The organism is Solibacillus sp. FSL R7-0682, from assembly GCF_038005985.1.
Taxonomy (GTDB): domain Bacteria; phylum Bacillota; class Bacilli; order Bacillales_A; family Planococcaceae; genus Solibacillus.
The window spans coordinates 1,638,642-1,658,230 of the sequence record NZ_JBBOUI010000001.1 but is presented as its reverse complement, the minus strand read 5'-3'; the positions used below and the strand labels follow the sequence as shown (position 1 = coordinate 1,658,230).

Annotated in this window: 24 protein-coding genes and 3 pseudogenes; 4 read left to right on the top strand and 23 right to left on the bottom strand. The window is 37.3% G+C overall.

The window, feature by feature from the left end; genetic code table 11:
- Positions 1-18: 18 nt before the first annotated feature.
- The 4 genes from MKZ17_RS08460 (at position 19) to MKZ17_RS20575 (ending at position 2,643) form a co-directional block, all read left to right on the top strand.
- The gene (locus MKZ17_RS08460; RefSeq protein WP_340722996.1) at positions 19-213 is read left to right on the top strand and encodes a hypothetical protein; all 195 of its coding nucleotides are present in this window, start codon (positions 19-21) and stop codon (positions 211-213) included.
- Entirely contained in the window at positions 210-563 is a 354-nt protein-coding gene (gene tnpB / locus MKZ17_RS08455) for an IS66 family insertion sequence element accessory protein TnpB (protein WP_340722997.1), read from the top strand. Before MKZ17_RS08460 ends, tnpB begins: the two co-directional genes overlap by 4 nt.
- A 65-nt stretch (positions 564-628) precedes the next feature.
- On the top strand, positions 629-2,176 hold the full coding sequence (gene tnpC / locus MKZ17_RS08450) for an IS66 family transposase (protein ID WP_445326942.1): 1,548 nt from the start codon (positions 629-631) through the stop codon (positions 2,174-2,176).
- Positions 2,164-2,643 carry a Mu transposase domain-containing protein gene (locus MKZ17_RS20575; RefSeq protein ID WP_445326905.1) on the top strand — a complete coding sequence of 160 codons (480 nt, stop codon included), beginning with the start codon at positions 2,164-2,166 and terminating at the stop codon, positions 2,641-2,643. The genes tnpC and MKZ17_RS20575 overlap by 13 nt, the downstream gene beginning before the upstream one ends.
- A gap of 103 nt (positions 2,644-2,746) precedes the next feature.
- Here the strand turns inward: MKZ17_RS20575 and MKZ17_RS08445 are convergent, their stop codons facing one another.
- From MKZ17_RS08445 to MKZ17_RS08340, 23 genes and pseudogenes are all read right to left on the bottom strand, one after another.
- Positions 2,747-3,181, bottom strand: a complete 435-nt coding sequence (locus MKZ17_RS08445) for an SMI1/KNR4 family protein (RefSeq protein ID WP_340723304.1) — start codon at positions 3,179-3,181, stop codon at positions 2,747-2,749.
- A gap of 25 nt (positions 3,182-3,206) precedes the next feature.
- Positions 3,207-4,004, bottom strand: a complete 798-nt coding sequence (locus tag MKZ17_RS08440) for an HNH/ENDO VII family nuclease (protein ID WP_340723303.1) — start codon at positions 4,002-4,004, stop codon at positions 3,207-3,209.
- A 201-nt stretch (positions 4,005-4,205) separates the two neighbouring features.
- Entirely contained in the window at positions 4,206-4,340 is a 135-nt protein-coding gene (locus MKZ17_RS08435) for a hypothetical protein (protein ID WP_340723302.1), read from the bottom strand.
- Between the two features lie 214 nt (positions 4,341-4,554).
- On the bottom strand, positions 4,555-5,691 hold the full coding sequence (locus MKZ17_RS08430; protein WP_340723301.1) for a suppressor of fused domain protein: 1,137 nt from the start codon (positions 5,689-5,691) through the stop codon (positions 4,555-4,557).
- Between the two features lie 7 nt (positions 5,692-5,698).
- Complete coding sequence (locus MKZ17_RS08425) at positions 5,699-6,016, bottom strand: AHH domain-containing protein (RefSeq protein WP_340723300.1); 318 nt, start codon at positions 6,014-6,016, stop codon at positions 5,699-5,701.
- A complete protein-coding gene (locus MKZ17_RS08420; RefSeq protein WP_340723299.1) occupies positions 6,013-6,321 on the bottom strand; it encodes a hypothetical protein in 309 nt (102 codons plus the stop codon). The genes MKZ17_RS08425 and MKZ17_RS08420 overlap by 4 nt, the downstream gene beginning before the upstream one ends.
- 10 nt (positions 6,322-6,331) lie before the next feature.
- Positions 6,332-6,424: pseudogene (locus MKZ17_RS20570) on the bottom strand (hypothetical protein); the annotation flags it as partial.
- A gap of 135 nt (positions 6,425-6,559) precedes the next feature.
- A pseudogene (locus MKZ17_RS08415) lies at positions 6,560-6,945 on the bottom strand (hypothetical protein); the annotation flags it as partial.
- A gap of 67 nt (positions 6,946-7,012) precedes the next feature.
- Complete coding sequence (locus MKZ17_RS08410; RefSeq protein ID WP_340723298.1) at positions 7,013-7,237, bottom strand: hypothetical protein; 225 nt, start codon at positions 7,235-7,237, stop codon at positions 7,013-7,015.
- A gap of 525 nt (positions 7,238-7,762) precedes the next feature.
- Positions 7,763-8,245, bottom strand: a complete 483-nt coding sequence (locus MKZ17_RS08405) for an antitoxin YezG family protein (RefSeq protein WP_340723297.1) — start codon at positions 8,243-8,245, stop codon at positions 7,763-7,765.
- Positions 8,238-9,344, bottom strand: coding sequence for a DNA/RNA non-specific endonuclease (locus MKZ17_RS08400; RefSeq protein WP_340723296.1), 1,107 nt, complete (start codon positions 9,342-9,344; stop codon positions 8,238-8,240). The genes MKZ17_RS08405 and MKZ17_RS08400 overlap by 8 nt, the downstream gene beginning before the upstream one ends.
- A 17-nt stretch (positions 9,345-9,361) precedes the next feature.
- Positions 9,362-9,601, bottom strand: a complete 240-nt coding sequence (locus tag MKZ17_RS08395; protein ID WP_340723295.1) for a hypothetical protein — start codon at positions 9,599-9,601, stop codon at positions 9,362-9,364.
- Entirely contained in the window at positions 9,601-9,759 is a 159-nt protein-coding gene (locus tag MKZ17_RS08390; RefSeq protein ID WP_340723294.1) for a hypothetical protein, read from the bottom strand. The genes MKZ17_RS08395 and MKZ17_RS08390 overlap by 1 nt, the downstream gene beginning before the upstream one ends.
- Positions 9,760-9,951: 192 nt before the next feature.
- Positions 9,952-10,657, bottom strand: a pseudogene (locus tag MKZ17_RS20565) (SMI1/KNR4 family protein).
- Positions 10,658-10,928: 271 nt separating this feature from the next.
- The gene (locus MKZ17_RS08380; RefSeq protein ID WP_340723292.1) at positions 10,929-11,603 is read right to left on the bottom strand and encodes a hypothetical protein; all 675 of its coding nucleotides are present in this window, start codon (positions 11,601-11,603) and stop codon (positions 10,929-10,931) included.
- Positions 11,600-12,883, bottom strand: coding sequence for a pre-toxin TG domain-containing protein (locus tag MKZ17_RS08375; protein ID WP_340723291.1), 1,284 nt, complete (start codon positions 12,881-12,883; stop codon positions 11,600-11,602). Before MKZ17_RS08375 ends, MKZ17_RS08380 begins: the two co-directional genes overlap by 4 nt.
- Complete coding sequence (locus MKZ17_RS08370) at positions 12,883-14,427, bottom strand: contractile injection system protein, VgrG/Pvc8 family (RefSeq protein WP_340723290.1); 1,545 nt, start codon at positions 14,425-14,427, stop codon at positions 12,883-12,885. The genes MKZ17_RS08375 and MKZ17_RS08370 overlap by 1 nt, the downstream gene beginning before the upstream one ends.
- Before the next feature lie 37 nt (positions 14,428-14,464).
- Positions 14,465-14,872 carry a DUF4280 domain-containing protein gene (locus MKZ17_RS08365; RefSeq protein WP_340723289.1) on the bottom strand — a complete coding sequence of 136 codons (408 nt, stop codon included), beginning with the start codon at positions 14,870-14,872 and terminating at the stop codon, positions 14,465-14,467.
- A gap of 64 nt (positions 14,873-14,936) precedes the next feature.
- On the bottom strand, positions 14,937-15,518 hold the full coding sequence (locus MKZ17_RS08360; protein ID WP_340725523.1) for a serine protease: 582 nt from the start codon (positions 15,516-15,518) through the stop codon (positions 14,937-14,939).
- Positions 15,515-16,648 (bottom strand): pentapeptide repeat-containing protein, encoded by a 1,134-nt coding sequence (locus MKZ17_RS08355; protein ID WP_340723288.1) that lies wholly within the window; start codon positions 16,646-16,648, stop codon positions 15,515-15,517. Before MKZ17_RS08355 ends, MKZ17_RS08360 begins: the two co-directional genes overlap by 4 nt.
- A 47-nt stretch (positions 16,649-16,695) precedes the next feature.
- The gene (locus MKZ17_RS08350) at positions 16,696-18,120 is read right to left on the bottom strand and encodes a hypothetical protein (protein ID WP_340723287.1); all 1,425 of its coding nucleotides are present in this window, start codon (positions 18,118-18,120) and stop codon (positions 16,696-16,698) included.
- Entirely contained in the window at positions 18,117-18,794 is a 678-nt protein-coding gene (locus MKZ17_RS08345; protein ID WP_340723286.1) for a hypothetical protein, read from the bottom strand. Before MKZ17_RS08345 ends, MKZ17_RS08350 begins: the two co-directional genes overlap by 4 nt.
- Before the next feature lie 21 nt (positions 18,795-18,815).
- Positions 18,816-19,586, bottom strand: coding sequence for a DNA and RNA helicase (locus MKZ17_RS08340; protein WP_340723285.1), 771 nt, complete (start codon positions 19,584-19,586; stop codon positions 18,816-18,818).
- Positions 19,587-19,589: the final 3 nt, after the last annotated feature.

The following is a 19,589-nucleotide window of genomic DNA, read 5'->3' as shown; positions in this document are numbered from 1 at the left end:
AAAGGAGGTGCCATTCTTATGCCCGCAAACAAATTGACCATTGTTCCCGTCAAACTTGATCCTCTTCCAACTGAAGCTTCTTCGTTTCATTCTTCTCAATACAATGCTGCACCAGGTTGTGTGATTAAAACCGCTGTAGCTGAAATAGCTTTCTTCAATGGCGTAGATGAACGCATCATCCAAACTATTATGAAGGAGCTGAAAAATCGATGAAGCGTGATTTTACGAGCGTACAAAACATCTATATTATTTGCGGGAAGACCGATATGCGCAAAGGCATCGATGGTCTCGCAACGCTGGTTCAAGATTCTTTCGAATTAGATCCGTATAGCGATTCTATTTTTCTCTTTTCAGGATGGAGTAAGGACCGCTATAAATGTTTGTATTTTGATGGAGATGGCTTTGCCATGCTTTACAAACGATTGGATAATGGTAAGCTTCAATGGCCAAAAGATGAAAATGAGGTGCGAAGCCTTTCACAACAGGAACTGCGCTGGTTATTAGAAGGATTATCTTTACAACAGCCGAAGGCCATTGCGAAATCTGCAAAAGGTGTCTTTTAACTACATCATCAATAGTGGTATAATTACCCATATATAAAATTGGACGGAATGTGGTGAACGATTTGATGCCTGTTAATCAAAAGCAAGAAGAACAAAACGAACGTATTATTCGATTACTTGAGCAACAACTAGCTCAGTCAAATCGACAAATAGAAGCCTTAACAGAGCAAGTTCGCCAATTAACAAAAGCGTTATATGGCTCTAAATCGGAGAAAGCCAAGTATCAAGCTCCTGATGGACAAGTCTCTTTATTTGAAGACGATCCGTCTTTTAATGAACCTGAGCAGACAGAAGAACAAAGCACCGATACGGTTAGTTATACGGTTACTCGTAAAAAGACAAATAAAAAACGAAATGATTCGTTTCGTGAGGATATTGAAATTGAAGAAATTCATCATCACCCAGCCAACTTAGCTTGTGAGTGTTGTCAGGGGGAAATGGTAGAATTCAGTTCTACGTTGATACGTGAAGAGGCGAAATTCATTCCAGCTTCCCTGAAGCGCGTGCAGCATTTTGAACATGTGTATGAGTGTAAATTGTGTAAAAACGATGCCCTACGAAAAGCTCAAATTAAACGTGGTAAAGCACCACAAGGTGCTATCCAAAGAAGCATTGCTGGCCCAACTGTTTTGGCCAAGCTTATCTACGATAAGTTTATTCAGTACTTGCCTCTTTACCGTCAGGTAAATGAATGGGAACGCCATGGCCTACATACAAACGATAAAAATCTTTCCAATTGGGTAATACGTGTGGCAGAAGATTGGCTTCAACCACTTTATGATTTGATGAAGCAGCTATTAACGGCAAAGTCTGTACTGCATATCGACGAAACCTATGCACAAATAATCAAGCGTTCTGATGGAAAGCCAGCTCAATCAAACGCTTTTAATTGGGTATGTCGCAGTGTACAAAGTGAAGGCCCTATTATCGTTTTATTTAAGAGTGCTCTTTCTCGAGGGCGAGCTATATTAGAAGATTTAATTAAGGGATTCAAAGGCACTGTCATCTGTGATGGGTATTCAGCTTATGGTCAATTACCGCACGTTCAATTCGCCAACTGTTGGGCGCATGTACGCCGTTATTGGCTAAAAGCCGATAGTAAGAATGGCCGAATAGGCGTGCAATATTGCGATCGGTTGTTTCATATCGAGCGTCAAATCAAACATCTTTCAGCGGAAGAGCGCGTGAAAGCTCGTCAACAAGAAGCAAAACCGATTGTCGATGAATTTTTCGATTGGATTGATCGTTCGCCTTTCTTCGGCAAAAATGCTATTGCGAAAGCAGCTGAATATACATTAAGCCGTTCATCTGAGTTAAAAGTTTTCCTTGAAAATGGGGACGTTGCTATTGATAATAATCCCGCTGAAAATGCGATTCGTCCAAATGTCATTGGTCGCAAAAACTGGCTTTTCTCTGTGAGTGAAGCAGGTGCGAAAGCGAATGCCATTTGTTTAAGTTTGGCCGAAACAGCCAAAGCAAACGGAATTGATTTTTATCAGTATCTGGTAAAGCTGATGACGGAATTACCTAATGTCCCGTTTCATCAGCAACCAGAGATTTTACATAATTACATGCCTTGGTCGGAAAATATTCAAGCCACATGTGCAAAATAGCCAGCTATCTGAAAAAAATTTCAGATAGCTGGCCGATCGTCGTGCGTACCGTGAAGGTGCGCTATTTTTTTTATATTTCGGGCTTACAAAGTTCCTTACTTCCACTACCAGCAGAAAAGATAAGGAACTTATACCGTATCAAGCATAAGCTTGTACAAGTTAACACATCAAGTATGGTTTCCTACAAAGCCAACCAGTATTCAGTCCCCACTAAGTACATTGGCCAAAAAGTTGGAATACAAATACATGATGATCAATTATGGATTTATTATAACATGGAGTGCATTGCGCAACATCCACTATCGAATAGAAAATTAAATATACGTCCATCAGATTATAAAGAAACGTTGATGATTTCTGCACCTCATTATCTAGATATTGATACTTTAGCGAAAAACAACCTAAAAACGCCCTGCTTTTTTAAATCACTAAGGGGACGTGAAATGATTTACTATCATTTCAATTGACATTTTCAGCAGTCGCTTTCACTTACTGTTTCGTTTACTCCCATAGAAAATTGCCATAATCGCTACTAACCAGATATTTAAAAACTAGTAATCATTCCAGCTTTTATAAATTCTCAATAGCATCATTAAATCTTTCATATAGGTAATTATATAAATTTTTATAATGTTTTTTTCCTATACCACTAGCTTGATCCCAATCAATTATAGGACATTCATTATTATTCATTTGTGCAGTATCAAAACAATATACATATTCATCTATATTTTCAATAACAACTAAATTATTAGGCAACCCATATTCTCTTAAACTTAGTGTAGTATTAACAACTTGTAACGACTTATCTAAACCAACACCTTGTATTAATACTCCATTTATACCACCATAACCATATTGACTTAGAAACCATTTATAACTTTCTGGCAACTGGACATTGAGTTCCTTTTCAATCTCATGGATAAGCTCCTCTGTAACCCCTCCAGTAAAAAAAAACTCATCTTCTTGACTTATAATTAATTCTTCTACATCTTGTCTATTCATATAATAGCCTCCTTAATAAATAAAACTAATCTAAATTATTCGCCCTCCAACGCCAGTATTTACCTCTAAAATTCTTGTACTGCTTATCTAGAATCTCATTATTCCTAAAACTATTTCCATCCTCAGTGAGCACATGCAGAGTAAAATAGTACTGTTTGTGTTTTGTATACTGTAATTCTACTACAGGACCTACTTCTTTTTGAATTGTATGATGTAGTTCTATTGGATACCCATCTGAACCAATTGGAGCGTTACCTAACTTAGCTCTCTGGCGATTTGTCAAACCTGTAGAAGGATCAAAGTAGTCCCAATTAATTTCGTTATTCTGATATATTCGTCTACTCACATCCCTTGTTTGACCCTTTACCTTTACATTCCCCTCATAGTAAACAACCTTGTATTTATCACTCAGCCATACAGGATTAGTTTTCCCCGTACCCTGCCCCTTAGATTTCGCAGGTGTTGCCGTTGTTGCACTTGCTTCCTTCTTTGCCTGAGACGGTGCTTGCTGCTTTGTCGGATTCGTTGGCGTTGGGGACTTGGCCAGATTTACTGTTTTCTTGCTACTTGATGTAGCTCCTGAAATAGCCTTTGCACCTAGTTTTGCACCAAGTTTTACCCCTTTTACTAGAGGGCCGCCTAAAATAGCAGCGGCTGATGCTCCACGCTCCCAGCTTTCCAGCTTTCTACCGGTGATCGGATCTCTTCCAATTGCCGCTTCTACCAATGCTTTCGCATTTCCTACTATCGGAATGAAGTCTAATCCGGCAGAGATTACCCCTTTGTAGCCGCCCTCTTTAAAGGACGTGTACGCAACGGCCACTTTTCCGCGACCTTTGTCATTACCTTTTTCGTATCTTTTATGGCCGTTTTTACATTCTGTTTTGCTTTGGTTACGATGTTTTGTTGTCTATTTAATCATCCGTACATTGAATAATAAGAATGGTGGTAGTTAGAATTTCTAACTACCACCATTTTATCATTCTTTCTATTAAACTTACTTTACCTCTTGAAGGTTAACTTACTATAGATCTAAAATCATTGCCTTCGCATTTTCTACTACTGGAATAAAGTCTAACCTTGCAGAGATTACCTCTTTATAGCCACCCTCTTTTAAGGATGTATACTCAATGCCAACTTTTTCGCCAACCTTTTTCAAAGCCTTCTTCGTATACTTTACAGCAGCATTGAAATTTGTTTTGCTTTGGTAACGACTTACCTAATTCTATAATAATGAAAGTTATCAAGAAACAATAAACGGCTTAAAGCATTATTATTTCTACTGTCTACTTGGCAGGGGCAATTCATTAATAAATACTGGTATAATGATTTTCACATAAACCAAGTTTAAAAAAAATAAAAAACGCTTTTGTCTAACCGTTCAAACCGATGTTTTTCCTTTTTATATCAAGTACATCTGATACACCATTTTCATCGTATTTTTCTATTAAATAATCATATCCTTTTTGTAAAGCTATCTTTCTTTCTTCTTCATATATAGGTAATAGAGTATAAAAATCAATTACTCTATTTTCCAAATTCACAAAACCTCCTCCTACTTCAGATTTACTTATCAAAATACATGATAATGCTGTATTAGAAGCAAATGGCATTGGAGGATCCCCATTTGGAAGAACGACCCCTGCCTCTAACCATCCATCATATGAATGGGGGATATGAGCGACCATTCTTAACCACTTTAATGGCCAAAAATGAACATTATCCCCCATTTCATCTTTGCTTATCGGCCAATTCGCAGGTAACTTGAGTACTAATTCTGCATATCTAGAACCTACACTTTCTTCTGTTTCGTCCATTGCAACATCACTCATCCCTGTAGTCACAAGAGTGATAAAATCACGATCCTTCGTTGGCAGTATTATTTGAATATCAACCGTTACTTTACTACCAAGGACAATTTCACTAATTGTATGATAAATGGGACCAAAATGTTCTCTTATATAATCTAAAATCTCATTTGTTTTATTTTGCGCAGTATCTTTATACTCTTCTTTTTTAGCAGAATCCAATAAATTAGCTATTTCTTTTTGCCCTCGTTCATGTGCAAATGCTAATGCATCCATATTTTTCATAGATTCTCCTGTGTACGTAACATGAATATCAATTCCATTTTCAATGAGAAGTTTAACAATATCTATATGTCCACCACGAATCGCTGCAAACAATGGGTTCCTTTCTGGTTCGCTCACATCTATTTCAGCTCCATTAGACAATAGACATCTAACAATATCAATATGTCCTTCTGAAGCCGCTACGTTAATTGCTCCACCACCAAAAACACCCCCGCGTTTATTTATGTCAGCACCTAAGTCTATAAGTCGCTTGACTATTTCAAGCTTTCCATGTGTAGCTGCAACATGTAGCCAAGTTCCAAATGTTGTAACCATATTCATGAGTTCCATATCTGAACCAATTAACTCGACTACTCTTTCAACATTATTTTGTTTGATAGCTGTACGAATTTCTTTAATTAGCTCAATATTTCCCATATTATCACTATCTCCTTGTAGCGGCTAAGTCACCTAATTCTTTAAACCTTTGAACCATGTCATCTCGGTCACCGCCATGATTTTTTACTTCTTTAATATTATCTACTACTTTTAGTGCATCAATACTATGTTGTCCTTTAACTCTATTTGGTGCCCAAGTTAAATTTTCAATGCCGAAAATTGGGTCTATGTCATACTCTCTTAATATTTTTTGCCCTTCCTCAACAAGCTCTTGTTGAGATTTTCCAAGACCTTTCTTAAATAGAATGTGATGTGCGTGGGGGTCTTTCATTCCTTCAGGTGAATCACCAACTTGGGTTTTCAAATATTTTCCGAAATTGAAATTATCAATATTAACATCACTTTTCTTGCCTTCACCCGTACCATTATTATTTTGATTAGTTTCCCAGGTGATGACGGTGCTTGCTGCTTTGGCGGATTCGTTGGTGTTGGGGACTTGGCCAGATTTACTGTTTTAGTTTTTGCTTTGCTACTCGATGTAGCTCCTGAAATAGCCTTTGCACCTAGTTTTGCACCATGTTTTACACCTTTTACTAATGGTCCGCCTAAAATAGCAGCGGCTGATGCTCCACGCTCCCAGCTTTCTACCGGTAATCTGATCTCTTCCAATTGCCGCTTCTACCAATGCTTTCGCATTTCCTACTATCGGAATAAAGTCTAATCCTGCTGAGATTACCCCTTTGTAGCCGCCCTCTTTAAAGGACGTGTACACAACGGCCACTTTTCCATTCTGTTTCACTTTGGTTAGAACGTTCTGTTGTCTATTTAATCATCCATACATTAAATAATAAAAATGGCGGTAGTTAGAATTTCCAACTACCACCATTTTATCATTCTTTCCATTAAACTACTTTACTTCTTGAAGCTTAACTTCATATATATCCTTCATATTCACATCAGTTGGTAGTAAAGCATAATAATATTGATCATTATCTATTATAAATTGAACCAATTTAGTTTTTGTTAGATTCCAGAAATCTTTTATACTTGATTCGTACTCTTCCAAATCTTCTTTATAATCGAATTGGACTATATAACCTTTTTCTACCATCGCAAAAACAATTAAACTTCCTAAGAGATTTTTCTGTTCATTGGCTTCTTCATACTCTTGGAATTGGAACCAGATTTGAACTAGTCCCAGAAGTTACTATTAGCCATAATCTCATAATCATGAATTAGTTTGTTGACAAAAACATGGCATTTTGTAGGAATAATTCTCTCTAGTAACGGATTAACCATTCCTTTTACGTTGGTCGCCTCTACCAAAATAATGAGTAATGCTCTGGCATTGTCTCAATCCTTAGGGTATGTAAGTGGCCTTCTGTTTCTCTAAAGTTTTTAAAATATAGATGAATCTATCATCGTCACTTTTCCGCATGTGCAATTCATAGCTATATGTTCCACTATAAATCTTCATTTTCACTTTATATTTCTGCACTCCAACCATATAAACACGTAAAAATGTTGAATGTGGTACATCCTTATAATCAATAACAAATTTATCTATCGAAATCTCTATTTCCATCGTCTGTTCTTCCCCTTGTATGATAGTACTCTTATAAAATTTAACACTTAGTACACTAATTAAATAATCGTGATATTTCCAATTTACGTATTTAAACATGCAAAAAAGCACTTGTCGCCTGTTATAGACAAGTGCTTTATGTTTATAAATTTTATAAGTTTATTAATATTTGCAAGTTTTATAAGTTAGTTTAGTATTGACAGTCTGACATCATTATTGACACATGGCAAGTGTAACGTTTAAACCCTTTAGCTTGTTTTATCTCGTGTGTTGTTACTAATACAATCAATAAAGTGGCCCTTGTAAGTAAAATGTCACATCGCCTATTCTCGCTCTTATTCTTCTTGATGGTCTAGCCTTCATGAGTTATTAATTCAAATTAAGTCCTTGATAAACAAGTTAAAAATAAGTGTCTATGATTGTTTTTTTGTTAAGTATAAATCGAGAAATTTTAATTGGTAGTCTTTATACCGACACTATAGCCACTCTCATTTGTCCGCTTACCATTTTGAATTATTAAAATACCTATTTTTCTTTATTTTTAATTGTCTGAAGATACTTTTCTAGATGCTTCTTCCCTGAGTTACTTTTTGGAACAATTCCCATATTTTCATATTTCCATATTGTCGCTATTTCATGGGGGTCAGCATTTGACAGATCGTCATAACTAAAATCTATTTTAAACTTTCCTGTGTTATTAAAAATCAAAGTGAAACTTGTCCATGGCGCTTCATTATTATCGATAAACTCTCTCCATAACTCTTTTATACTATCTAGCAATTGATGCCATTGTATGGAATACTCCTCTTCACTTATGGTAAAGAGCTCGGTGATATCATGACTACAAATAGGTTTATCACTACCTTTAGGATAGTAATAGAAGTCAGCTGTTTGAGAACCGTCATTCACTTCGGCATAAAGATATACTTTTAACCACTCCTCCGGAATTGTATCTATTATGATTCCGACTATTTCTTGATATAATCTGCCTAACTTTTCATCATTCATCTAATTTTCCTCCCTGGACATTATCAAATCTCTTTTTCTCCCAACCATCTTCACCAATTTTATACTTAATTTCAAAACTATCTGGACGTTTTGAATCGCCTTTATAAATAGGTGTTATTTTTACTTTCACTTCATCTCCTTGTCTAAGTGCGTCAGCCCACGAATTCTCAAGTTTTTTCCATTCACCTTTATTTAGGTTACCATTCATTGGAACAAGATTATCTATATTACCAGAACCCTTGAAAATACTTGCAATCAAATGGCCACCTTCATCGTCAGCTAGGCGATCTTCGCGTCCCACTTTCCTTTGAGCATAATTATTTCTTTTCCCTTCACCCAGTTCCAGGTTACCTTCACAGCTTGAAATACGTCCTTTACTGTCTGTTTTATAAGTATAACCTTCTTTAGTAGTGTATTCTACATTCTCCTTTAACACCTTCTTACGTCCATCTTTCGTATATTGATCTCCATAGTTTACCTTGTTAGGAGCTTTATCCGTACCCTTAGTGTTCTGATTAGCTTTCGCAGGTGGTGCCGTTGTTGCGCTTGCTTCCTTCTTTGCCAATGACGGTGCTTGCTGCTTTGGTGGATTCGTTGGTGTTGGGGACTTGGCCAGATTTACTGTTTTCTTGCTACTCGATGTAGCTCCTGAAATAGCCTTTGCACCTAGTTTTGCACCATGTTTTACACCTTTTACTAAAGGTCCGCCTAAAATAGCAGCGGCTGATGCTCCGCGCTCCCAGCTTTCCAGCTTTCTACCGGTGATCGGATCTCTTCCAATTGCCGCTTCTACCAATGCTTTCGCATTTCCTACTATCGGAATGAAGTCTAATCCTGCTGAGATTACCCCTTTGTAGCCGCCCTCTTTAAAGGACGTGTACGCAACGGCCACTTTTCCGCCGACCTTTGTCATTACCTTTTTCGTATCTTTTATGGCCGTTTTTACATTCTGTTTTGCTTTAGTTACGGCTTTCTTCGCGGTCTTTTTGACCTGTTTTGTTGCGGCTTTCGTTGCCTTTTTGACGGTTTTGGCTGCTTTTTTAGCTGTACTTTTTACCTTTTTAGCTGCCTTTTTCGTGGCCAGTACCGCTTTCTTCACTGCCTTCTTTACTTTTTTTACAATCTTTTTTTGGACAGGTTATTTTTTATTTTTCGGGCCTTGGTGTAGACTTTTCCGATCTTTTTCTTAGCTTTTTTCTTGACCTTTTTGACTGTTTTTTTCAGTTTCTTTTTGGCAGACTTTACTTTCTTTTTAACTGTTTTTGATGCCTTTTTCACCTTTCCTACGACAGGGATACGGCCTAAGGCGCTTCCAATTGCACTAAAAAATCCTTTTCCTTTTTTCTTCTTGGCCATTAGACATCACCCCCGGTTAGGGGAATCATGCCTAATACATCGAGCGCTGAATCCAGGTCTTCATCATCGTCGTCTTCGTCATCCGCTGCTTCTGATACCGAAACAGGACCTTTCACAGAGCCTTCCATCATCACCAGTTCTTCCTGCATATCCGTCACGCTGTCTAGCACTACGCTACTTGACCCACACGTAAAACGGAGTGATTCGGTTGCACTAAATGCAATGTTTTACCTGATGAAGAAAATATGCTGATTTTATTAGCTAATAAATAAGTAGGGCACAAATGAAAAATAATTACATTTGCGCCCTACGATTATTCCCTACTGTCTATAAATTGTCTCTTTATCTAGTTACATTTCAAAGCCAATTACAATCCATTCATCTACATAACTCCAAAAACAGATATTATATTTGGGCTTTAATTTTGCAGACCAAAATGTACCTTTGTTATCAATACAATTAGTGTAATCTATAGCTACGTAACTTCCCATACCATTAGAGAAAAAACCAAACGATGAGTCTAGGTTGATTTTTATTGGTTCTTCTAAATCATCAATAATACTCCATTCCAGATCCTCGTCCCCAAGATATGTTACCGATTCAAGCGGAACTAGGCCCATTGATTCACTCGCATAGTAATAAAAACCATCATGAATATTTTCGTAAAAACTTCGAATTGAAGTAGGTATTTTATTCCACGATTCCTCTAATTCTATGTTTTTTTGTGCTTTCTGAGGATTACGCCCTTCATAATACATTATGTTTCCTTTGGAATTTCTTATAGTGTATAAAATCGAATAAGCTCCCTCAACATCCATAATTTCAATATTTATAAGATGTTCATTTAGATAAGAGATTGTGTTTCGTAATTCAATCCCTACATTTTTTTCCCATACGTTCAGAAGTAAATCGATTCTTCCTTTAATATCGTCATTATAAAATAGTTTTCTCCATTCAATTGGTATTTCATTATCATCCAGTCTACTAATTTCATCGATTGTTAATATTCGGACATTTTCATTGTACTTTTTTTAAATAAGTAAGTTTTTGATCCATCTACTCATCATCTCCCTTTTTTGTTCAAATCATTAAAATCATCGATCTGTTTCTGTAACTGATCCTTGTTCTCACTTTATCCAACTACCTTTTACGCTCTTAAATATCATTTTAGTATCTTTTCTAACAGTAAGCATTTTCATGTGTCATATCTGACCATCATTATGAAATATACGTCCCATCACTTTTTCGTATAAGTAAATAACCTTGAAAGTCATATAGCCAATCAAGGTTAAATAACTAATCAACATTGGGTAACCATAGTAGTGGTCTACTTATCCCAATTTACCCCAATCTCTTCAAACGATACCATACTTTCACTCAAGCCTTCAGAACTTTCAGTTCCAATTAATTTAATTTCATTTTTTGTCAAAGTGATGATTCCATGAGAATTATTTATTTTTCTCTCATATATGGACTTTAACAATTCTACTTGTTCGGAAGTCATCTCATAATAATCTCGCCAAGCTCCAATTGCAGCGTCTTTATCCATAAACTGCTTCTCTAATAAATATCCTCCACATTGAACTATTCTAACAATATTATCATTTGAAGTGATAGTATCATTGTCACCCCAAATTCCAGTCGTGATAAATGGTGAAATTGTGCCATCTTCATCCTCTTCAAGAAGATATTCTAAAGTTTCATTCTTAGCCAACTCAATGATATCTTTTGGTGCACCTGTAAAAAAATCTATAGCTGTAGGGATATCAATTCGGGGAAAATTTTCATTTCGAAATGCCCCAACAAAATAATTATTTTTGAAAGTAATAGTTCCTCTTCCTCCCGAATCATCGACAACACTATAGTTATCACCATCCCATGAATGTTCATATGATAATTCAGGATAATGAGCAACCATTATTGCATGTGCTACCGATGCAAGTATACAACCACTCCATAAATTATTTTTATTTAATTGACTATTTAGTATTATAGGCTTCATTTTTTTCTCCTTTTTGTTTTAGTTGGTGATGTTATCGTACTTGACTTATCAAGTTCCGAGGGTAACTTATTTGATTTTTCTCTATTTTCTTTTCGAGATAATACTTGTGCATTACTGTAACTGTTAGTGCCACCTTTATCTCTAGGTATAACATGATCGATTTGCCATTCATTCGGATCAGGTGTAACACCTTTTTTACTTTTTTGAGGTTTAGTTAAAATTTGACCTGTTTGATCAGATTTAACCACCCCCCCGTTTTGTTTCATATTTTCATCAATTATCTTTTTCTTTTGAGCTGCAGTAAAATTCTTCCCAGAACCTACATGTTTGGAATCTATAAGATGTGAATAAGGTCCACTTCCTATTTGTGGGTTACTTTTCTTCTCAGCTTGATGTTTTTGTGGTTTTTGAGGTTTACCCGTACCCTTAGCATTCTGATTAGCTTTCGCAGGTGGTGCCGTTGTTGCGCTTGCTTCCTTCTTTGCCAATGACGGTGCTTGCTGCTTTGGTGGATTCGTTGGTGTTGGGGACTTGGCCAGATTTACTGTTTTCTTGCTACTTGATGTAGCTCCTGAAATAGCCTTTGCACCTAGTTTTGCACCATGTTTTACCCCTTTTACTAGAGGGCCGCCTAAAATAGCAGCGGCTGATGCTCCGCGCTCCCAGCTTTCCAGCTTTCTACCGGTGATCGGATCTCTTCCAATTGCCGCTTCTACCAATGCTTTCGCATTTCCTACTATCGGAATGAAGTCTAATCCTGCTGAGATTACCCCTTTGTAGCCGCCCTCTTTAAAGGACGTGTACGCAACGGCCACTTTTCCGCCGACCTTTGTCATTACCTTTTTCGTATCTTTTATGGCCGTTTTTACATTCTGTTTTGCTTTAGTTACGGCTTTCTTCGCGGTCTTTTTGACCTGTTTTGTTGCGGCTTTCGTTGCCTTTTTGACGGTTTTGGCTGCTTTTTTAGCTGTACTTTTTACCTTTTTAGCTGCCTTTTTCGTGGCCAGTACCGCTTTCTTCACTGCCTTCTTTACTTTTTTAACAATCTTTTTTTTGGACAGGTTATTTTTTATTTTTCGGGCCTTGGTGTAGACTTTCCCGATCTTTTTCTTAACTTTTTTCTTAACCTTTTTAACTGTTTTTTTCAGTTTCTTTTTGGCAGACTTTACTATCTTTTTAACTGTTTTTGATGCCTTTTTCACCTTTCCGACAACAGGGATACTGCCTAAGGCGCTTCCAATTGCACTAAAAAACCCTTTTCCTTTTTTCTTCTTGGCCATTAGACATCACCCCCGGTTAGGGGAATCATGCCTAATACATCGAGCGCTGAATCCAGTTCTTCATCATCGTCGTCTTCGTCATCCGCTGCTTCTACAACAGAAACCGCAGCCTTTACAGCGCCTTCCATCATCACCAGTTCTCCCTGCATATCGGTCACGCTGTCTAGCACTACGCTACTTGACCCACACGTAAAACGGAGTGATTCGGTTGCACTGAAAGCTATCGTCTTCGCTGCAAAATTTACGTCCTCATTCGCTGTCACAACGATCGAATGCTTACTATGTATCGTGATGCCACTATCCTGATGAAGTTGAAGAAAAACAGAACCTTCAGTAGCCGTCAACGTGACGGATTGAGGATCTAGCTTTATATGCTTCCCCTTCGTTGTTCCCCAGTAAGACGTTTTCGAATCAGCTATTTTAGGGTTGGTGTCTCCCCCTTTTCGTACACTTTGCCGAACAAACGCTGACTTCTCATCGTTCGTTGGAATATGAAGTTGCACTTGGTCGCCTTCTTCTGGTGGACTATAAAAGCCACTATGCCCCTCTGCACTATATGGAGTCGCAACGGAAAACCAGGCTGCCTCTTCCTTTTTTTGTTCGGAATCAATCGATAAATGCAGTTGGACACGGTCTTTCTGAATTGCTAATACAGTTCCTTCAATTGACGTCCCCGCAAGGAGCGGAATAGTTCGTCGCTGTTGGCGAACACCTGATTCTGGAAGTAACTGATAGTCAAAGCTTAGAACTCCTTGTTTCATACGAGCGATTGACCGCGCAACAACAAGTTCCTTCTTTTGAAACAGCACACGAGCCCCTAGCATCAACGGTTGGTGAGATTCTACACTATACGTCACCATGTTGGATTCAACAATCGGACGCTCCGAGTCATTGTGAACAATTTGCAAAAACTGTGCACGATTTTTAGATAAAGTGTAATTGGTTGCAGAAATCGTTTCGACACGTCCTTCGGGTAGGCCAAACCAAAACTTCGGTTGTTCTGCATCAATTGCTGGTATAAGGACGGTACGAAAATGCGAAGCCATTCGTTGAAGAAATTGCCAGTCCGTCTCCTGATATTGTAATATACATTGTTGCAGAGGTGTAGCTTTTGACACGGTGTCAATCACATCTGCCCCCGGATATTCAGTTAGAACTTGTTGCATCATTTTACTATATAACATTTGGGCGTGTTGGAAGGACCTTTCCCGCCGCTTACAATCCAATTGAAACGTTGCAGATACAGCTTCTATCTTAATTTGATAGACGCCTCTCACCATTTGGACAGCCACTTCCGTTACATAGCCTTTAAAAAGAGCTTGGCCACGACGACCATCTTTTTTTTGATACAGTTCTATACGATCCGTCGCACTAGCCTTTTGTAAACTGCTAGTCTTCTTCGCATCCGGGATGAATCCTATTATTGATAACCTTGCATGGTCATTTACCGTTTGTATTAGACAGAGATCATGCAACGTTTGTACCTCATAAGGGGATACGAGCTCTAATTCGCCGTACCCAATTACTTCATAATACGTGTTCACATGCCTTCCCTTCCTTTCTCAGGAGGATGATTTTAAATTACTCTTGGCCATCGTCTTCTACTCGAATTGTCCCGCAATAAAGACACATATTTGTCGATTGATTCGTCAATGCAGGATAATTTTCAATCAATTGATCCATCTTCCCATTAATCCATGGCATTGTAACCACAGGCGTACATGGTTGAGGCGTCAGAACACCATTATTAGCCGCGGTAGCTGCTGCAACGATTGGGTTCGCTAAAGAAGAACATAAACCGAAAGGCTGAATATTGACTTGAGGTTTAAAATCCATCGTATTCATTTGGGCTTTGTTTTTTGTGTACACACCATGACTAATTGGCATCTTCAAAGTGCTCGATTGATCGCCCTTTGAACATGACAATTTGGCTCCTGCTACTACATAACTTCGTTGCTCGTCACCTTTTGTTTGCATTTCTTCTGACATTGAAAACATCCTTTCTTCAAGAAATGTACAATCATCTCACTAAAAACGTATCAAGCTTCTACATTTATATGTTGACGAAAATGTCATTCCATTTGCCCTCTGTTTGTACTTTCACTAACCGTAAGCCTCGATAGGATCTGCGTAACATACTTTCTGCTAGTTCAACATTGACAAGGATGAAATCTTCTTTAATCCCATCAATTTTAAAAAAAGTATATGGAGCAGCTAACGCCTCATCAATGACAAGCTTCTTCACCGTTCCATCTAGATGGAACTCTGTTTTAGGTGAAAGACACGCTACTTTCGGTGGTACGACCATCCAATATAACGTTTGCTTTATTTTAGGTATATCTACAAGAACTAACGGTTTGAAAGGCATTCGTGGGTTATATTTCTCTACAAGTTGTTTTAAAGGATCTGCTAATAAAGGAATTGGTCTACTAATAAAATCGATATAGTCCTGTTCCGGTTTATCTAATACTGGAAACTGACTATCAATTGCGTCTAGCTCACTCAGGTGTTCGACCGTTAACCATTCTTTCTTTATTGTTTGAGTGATTCCTACCGGTTCTACAGCATTTAAAATACGTTCATCTTGAGATAAAATAAAATAATTCATTGTTGAATCTCCTTCTCCATCACTCATTCTTTCCAAATGATACTAGCTCCCTGTATAGGATCAAGGGTTACATGTTCTTGCGCTTCCTTAGAGAACATGGCATTTGCCAAATTAGCACCTGTAAAATTTACATTGTTTACATTTGCTCCAATGAAACAAGCACCTCGTAAATCAGCTAGTTCAAAATTTGCACCTTCTAAATTTGCACCTGTAAAATTTACAGGTAAGTAGCCTGGAATTTCCCAGCTTTCACGATTTTGAAGGCCACTCGCCCCCTGTACATGCTGTAAATTCACTCCTTGCATTTGGCTATGACTAAAATTCGCCTCATGAATCGTACTAAAGCTTAAATCCGCATTTAGTAATATACTTTCGCTAAAGTTAGCACCAATTAATAAACTCTCTTGCAGCTGACTTCTTTTTAAATTAGTTTGTTGAAAGAATCCATATCGAATATCAATTCCTTCATAATTACCGGAAGACAAATTCAATTTACTAAATACTTCATACGGATACTCGTCCTCTAATTTTTGCTCTAGCCAAGCTTTTATTTCGTCGCTATCTTTTGCTGTGAAATCTTCACTATAGACAACCTCATTGACATCTAAATATTCACCAATACGAATTTCAAGTTGTAGTTCTCGATTTAAAGACATGTATTCTGCACATCGCATAATAGCAGGAAGGGCATAGCGAGCTAAACTAATGACATATTGATGAAAATAATTCACTTCATTTAATTTAATGGATTCAATATCAGCAAGTGTAATCGCACCTGCAAAGGTTTTACTATAGACAGTGAGTTCATCAATAAACTGTTCGAAAAATCGAAATGCCCAAGTAGCATCATAAGTTGCGAGAATAGGTTGCATATCAAAGAACCACTCTTCATCGGTTCCTTCCACCAAATAAATATATTTCTTCTCTAGCAATGCTGTTCGCAGTAAAGAAAAAGTAATATGTGCAATCGGTCCCTTTTTTTGTTGTTCTTGTTGCTGCTGTAACTGTTGGCAAATACGCTGGAAAGCTTTTCTAAAATCTTCTGCAAGCGAATCCTTTGAAGCTTGAAAATAGTCTTCTAATGCGAGTAAGTAGTTTAGCCTTCTTTTCTCTACCTCGGTTTCATAAAAATGCTGTAAAATTTCTTGTGTTTGCATAGATGTCTCCTTCTTTCCCAATTTTAAGAGGTCTATGATGGTGCCTTTTAATTGGCTTTTACTTCTTTACCAAAGATTTGCACATTCCCATCCATGACGATTTTACTGTCCTTACATTTCAATGAGATTTCGTCCTCAGCTGTTAAACTTATTTTTTTACTCGCATTCACAGTAATATCTGCCTCTGAAATAAATTGAACGGCTTTCTTGCTAAAAATCTCAATACCGCTTTCTTCATTTAAACGTACAAAGATATCTCCATCTTGTGCCGTAATAACAACTTCAGTCGGACTAATCTTAATCTCTTTGCCAAAGGCTGTTCGGTAATATTTCGTTGAAGGATCGTCCAATTTATTCGTTGCACTACTGTCGCGATTTTTTCGGATAGAGCTACTCGCAATCCCTTCCTCTTCAAGATTGGTTGGGAAATAAATATGGACAAAATCATTTACTTCAGGCATGCTATACCAGCCACTATGTCCTTCTGCAGAATAAAGCGTTGAATAAAGGAACCAATGCGCTTTCCCGATTTCCTGTTTTTCATCAATAGTTAAGTGTACCTTCAAGTGATCTTTAGCAACCTCTAACACTTTTCCTTCAAGAGACACACCTGAAATTGCACGATTAAATTGTTCACTTTGATTCATGCCATTTTTCGACGACAGAATATATTGATGTTTTAATAATCCATCTTTCATAGCTGTCGAAGCCTCATAGATGTACAGTGTTTGTTCATTAAATGTTACATAATCGCCAATTGCCAGTACTTGATCAGTTTCTACTTCGTAATATAAAAAGTCACTTTCCGCCATACCTTCATTCCCGTTTTCTGTATAAAGCAAGTAGTCAGCTAACTTTTTCCTTACCGTATAATGGTAGTCTTCTAGCTTCCCTTTTCCTTTGCCATTTGGAATACCAAAATGAAACTTTGGTTGATTAAAGGTCGCAGCAGAAACAAGTCCCACATTAAAACGAGACGCAAGCCTCTTTAAAAATTGCCAATCCGTTTCTTGATATTGAAGGGTAAATTTCTCTAATTTCGCCCCTTTTGTTATCTCATCGATAATATCTAAACCTGGATAAAGAGGACTTATTTCTTGGAACAATGCCGCATATGTCATATCTTTATCCTGATATGAACGCTTTCTCTTTTTAATATCAAGTAGATACGTACCTGAAGCCGCCTCAACTTCCAAATAATAAACACCATGAACTGCACTTACTTTCACAGACAAAATGATGCCTTTAAATAATGGGGTAGGTACGCCTAAATGATCAATTTGGTTGACTTCAATGTTTGAATAAACCTCGGTCATTTCTACATATTGATCTTTTACTTCTTCAGGTACAATGCCTGTAAAACGCAGGCTTGCATGCTCGTTTATTTTCTTTGTTAATGTCAATTCTTGAATACTCACCAACTTAAATGGTTGGATTTGCAAATTACCATAAGTTGTTACGAATCCACTCATGCCTTTGTCACCTCATTTTTTTCATTTAAGGGGAACTCAAGTGTTTCTACCATTGCTTTTGCCACAGGGCGCCAGCTTTCAAGATCCCCTTCCATACAATTGAAGGTGCCAATAAGTGTTTGACCATTTAACGCTGCAAAAAACATTAAATTAAAAATATCTCCATCAATTGCTGGTGTAATGATTTCAATAAAGGCAATTGTCTTTTCTTGTATTTCCATCATTCCTGTATCCAACCATTTTGCTGAAGGATGTGCTTGTTCAAGCACTTCAATCATATTTTCTTGGAAATCTTCCACCTCAGATTCTCTCAAAGGGTAGTCAGTCAAATTAAGTGCTAAATTAATCGTCGATGTCTCATCAGTATAAATAACAGTTGGTCTTCTTTCTGATGGATACTTTAACGATGCTAACTCTTTAGCCATAATTAAAAAAAGATTTGGCATTCGAATGAGCATTTTCCCGTTTAATACTGGCTGAGTAATGACGGGAATCTTCTGTTCATCTATTTCGATAAAATCTTGCGTAAGGTCAATTGTTTTCGAATCTTCCTGTTCCGGCTCCTGCTCTTTTTTTAACGTTGCTTCCTTCTGGGCTAATTCATGATTTTCTTGCTCTCTCATTTCATTTCTAAGTGCAATGATTTTTTCATCTAAAAACTTCAACCCATTCACCTTCCGTTTCTTCAACATTTGTTATTCGACAATCATCCGTTGACGTAATGGCGCAGTCCCTGTTTTTCTACCACCGTTTTTCACCTCTAATAAAATTCGAGACAAATATCGATGAATTTGACTATTAGAAAATCGGTGCTCCGCAAGCTCTAACCGATTACTTATATATAATTCTATTGCCTCACGTTGAATGCGTTCCTGATTCAAACATTCCAATGTAAATGCAATATCGAAAGGATTCGATGGTTTGTTCTGTAAGATTTCACGTGCAAATTGGCGTAATATCATTGGATGAAACGTGCTGTTTTGGATGCCTGCATACTGACAATGAATATGATTTAATGTATTAAACTCTGTAGCAAAATCAAAAAAATCTATTAGCTCAGAGCGCAGGCGAGCACCTGGCTTTAATTTAAAACGGGCTAATTCTATCTCATTTTTCGAACATTCTACTGCATCTTCCAAAAGGATCTCCGCAGTAAAGATCGTAAAATCTAATTCATTTTGTTCTTCTGCAAATCGAATTTTTAAATAACTTTCCTTCTTTGATTGCAAGTAAGCTACTTCATAGTCACTATGTAACGTATATAGTCTGCCGTTATACTTCACGATTCCTTTTGAAATAACGAGATTTTCGCCTTTTACATACACTTCAACACCTGCAATAATACCGTCAGAGTAGTTTTGAAAATGTAAGTCTGATAATGCTCGGGGATAATCGCGTAAATTTTCTAACATTACACCTTTTAAAACTCTTCCCTTTTGAAAATGCGGATACTGATGGATAAACAACGG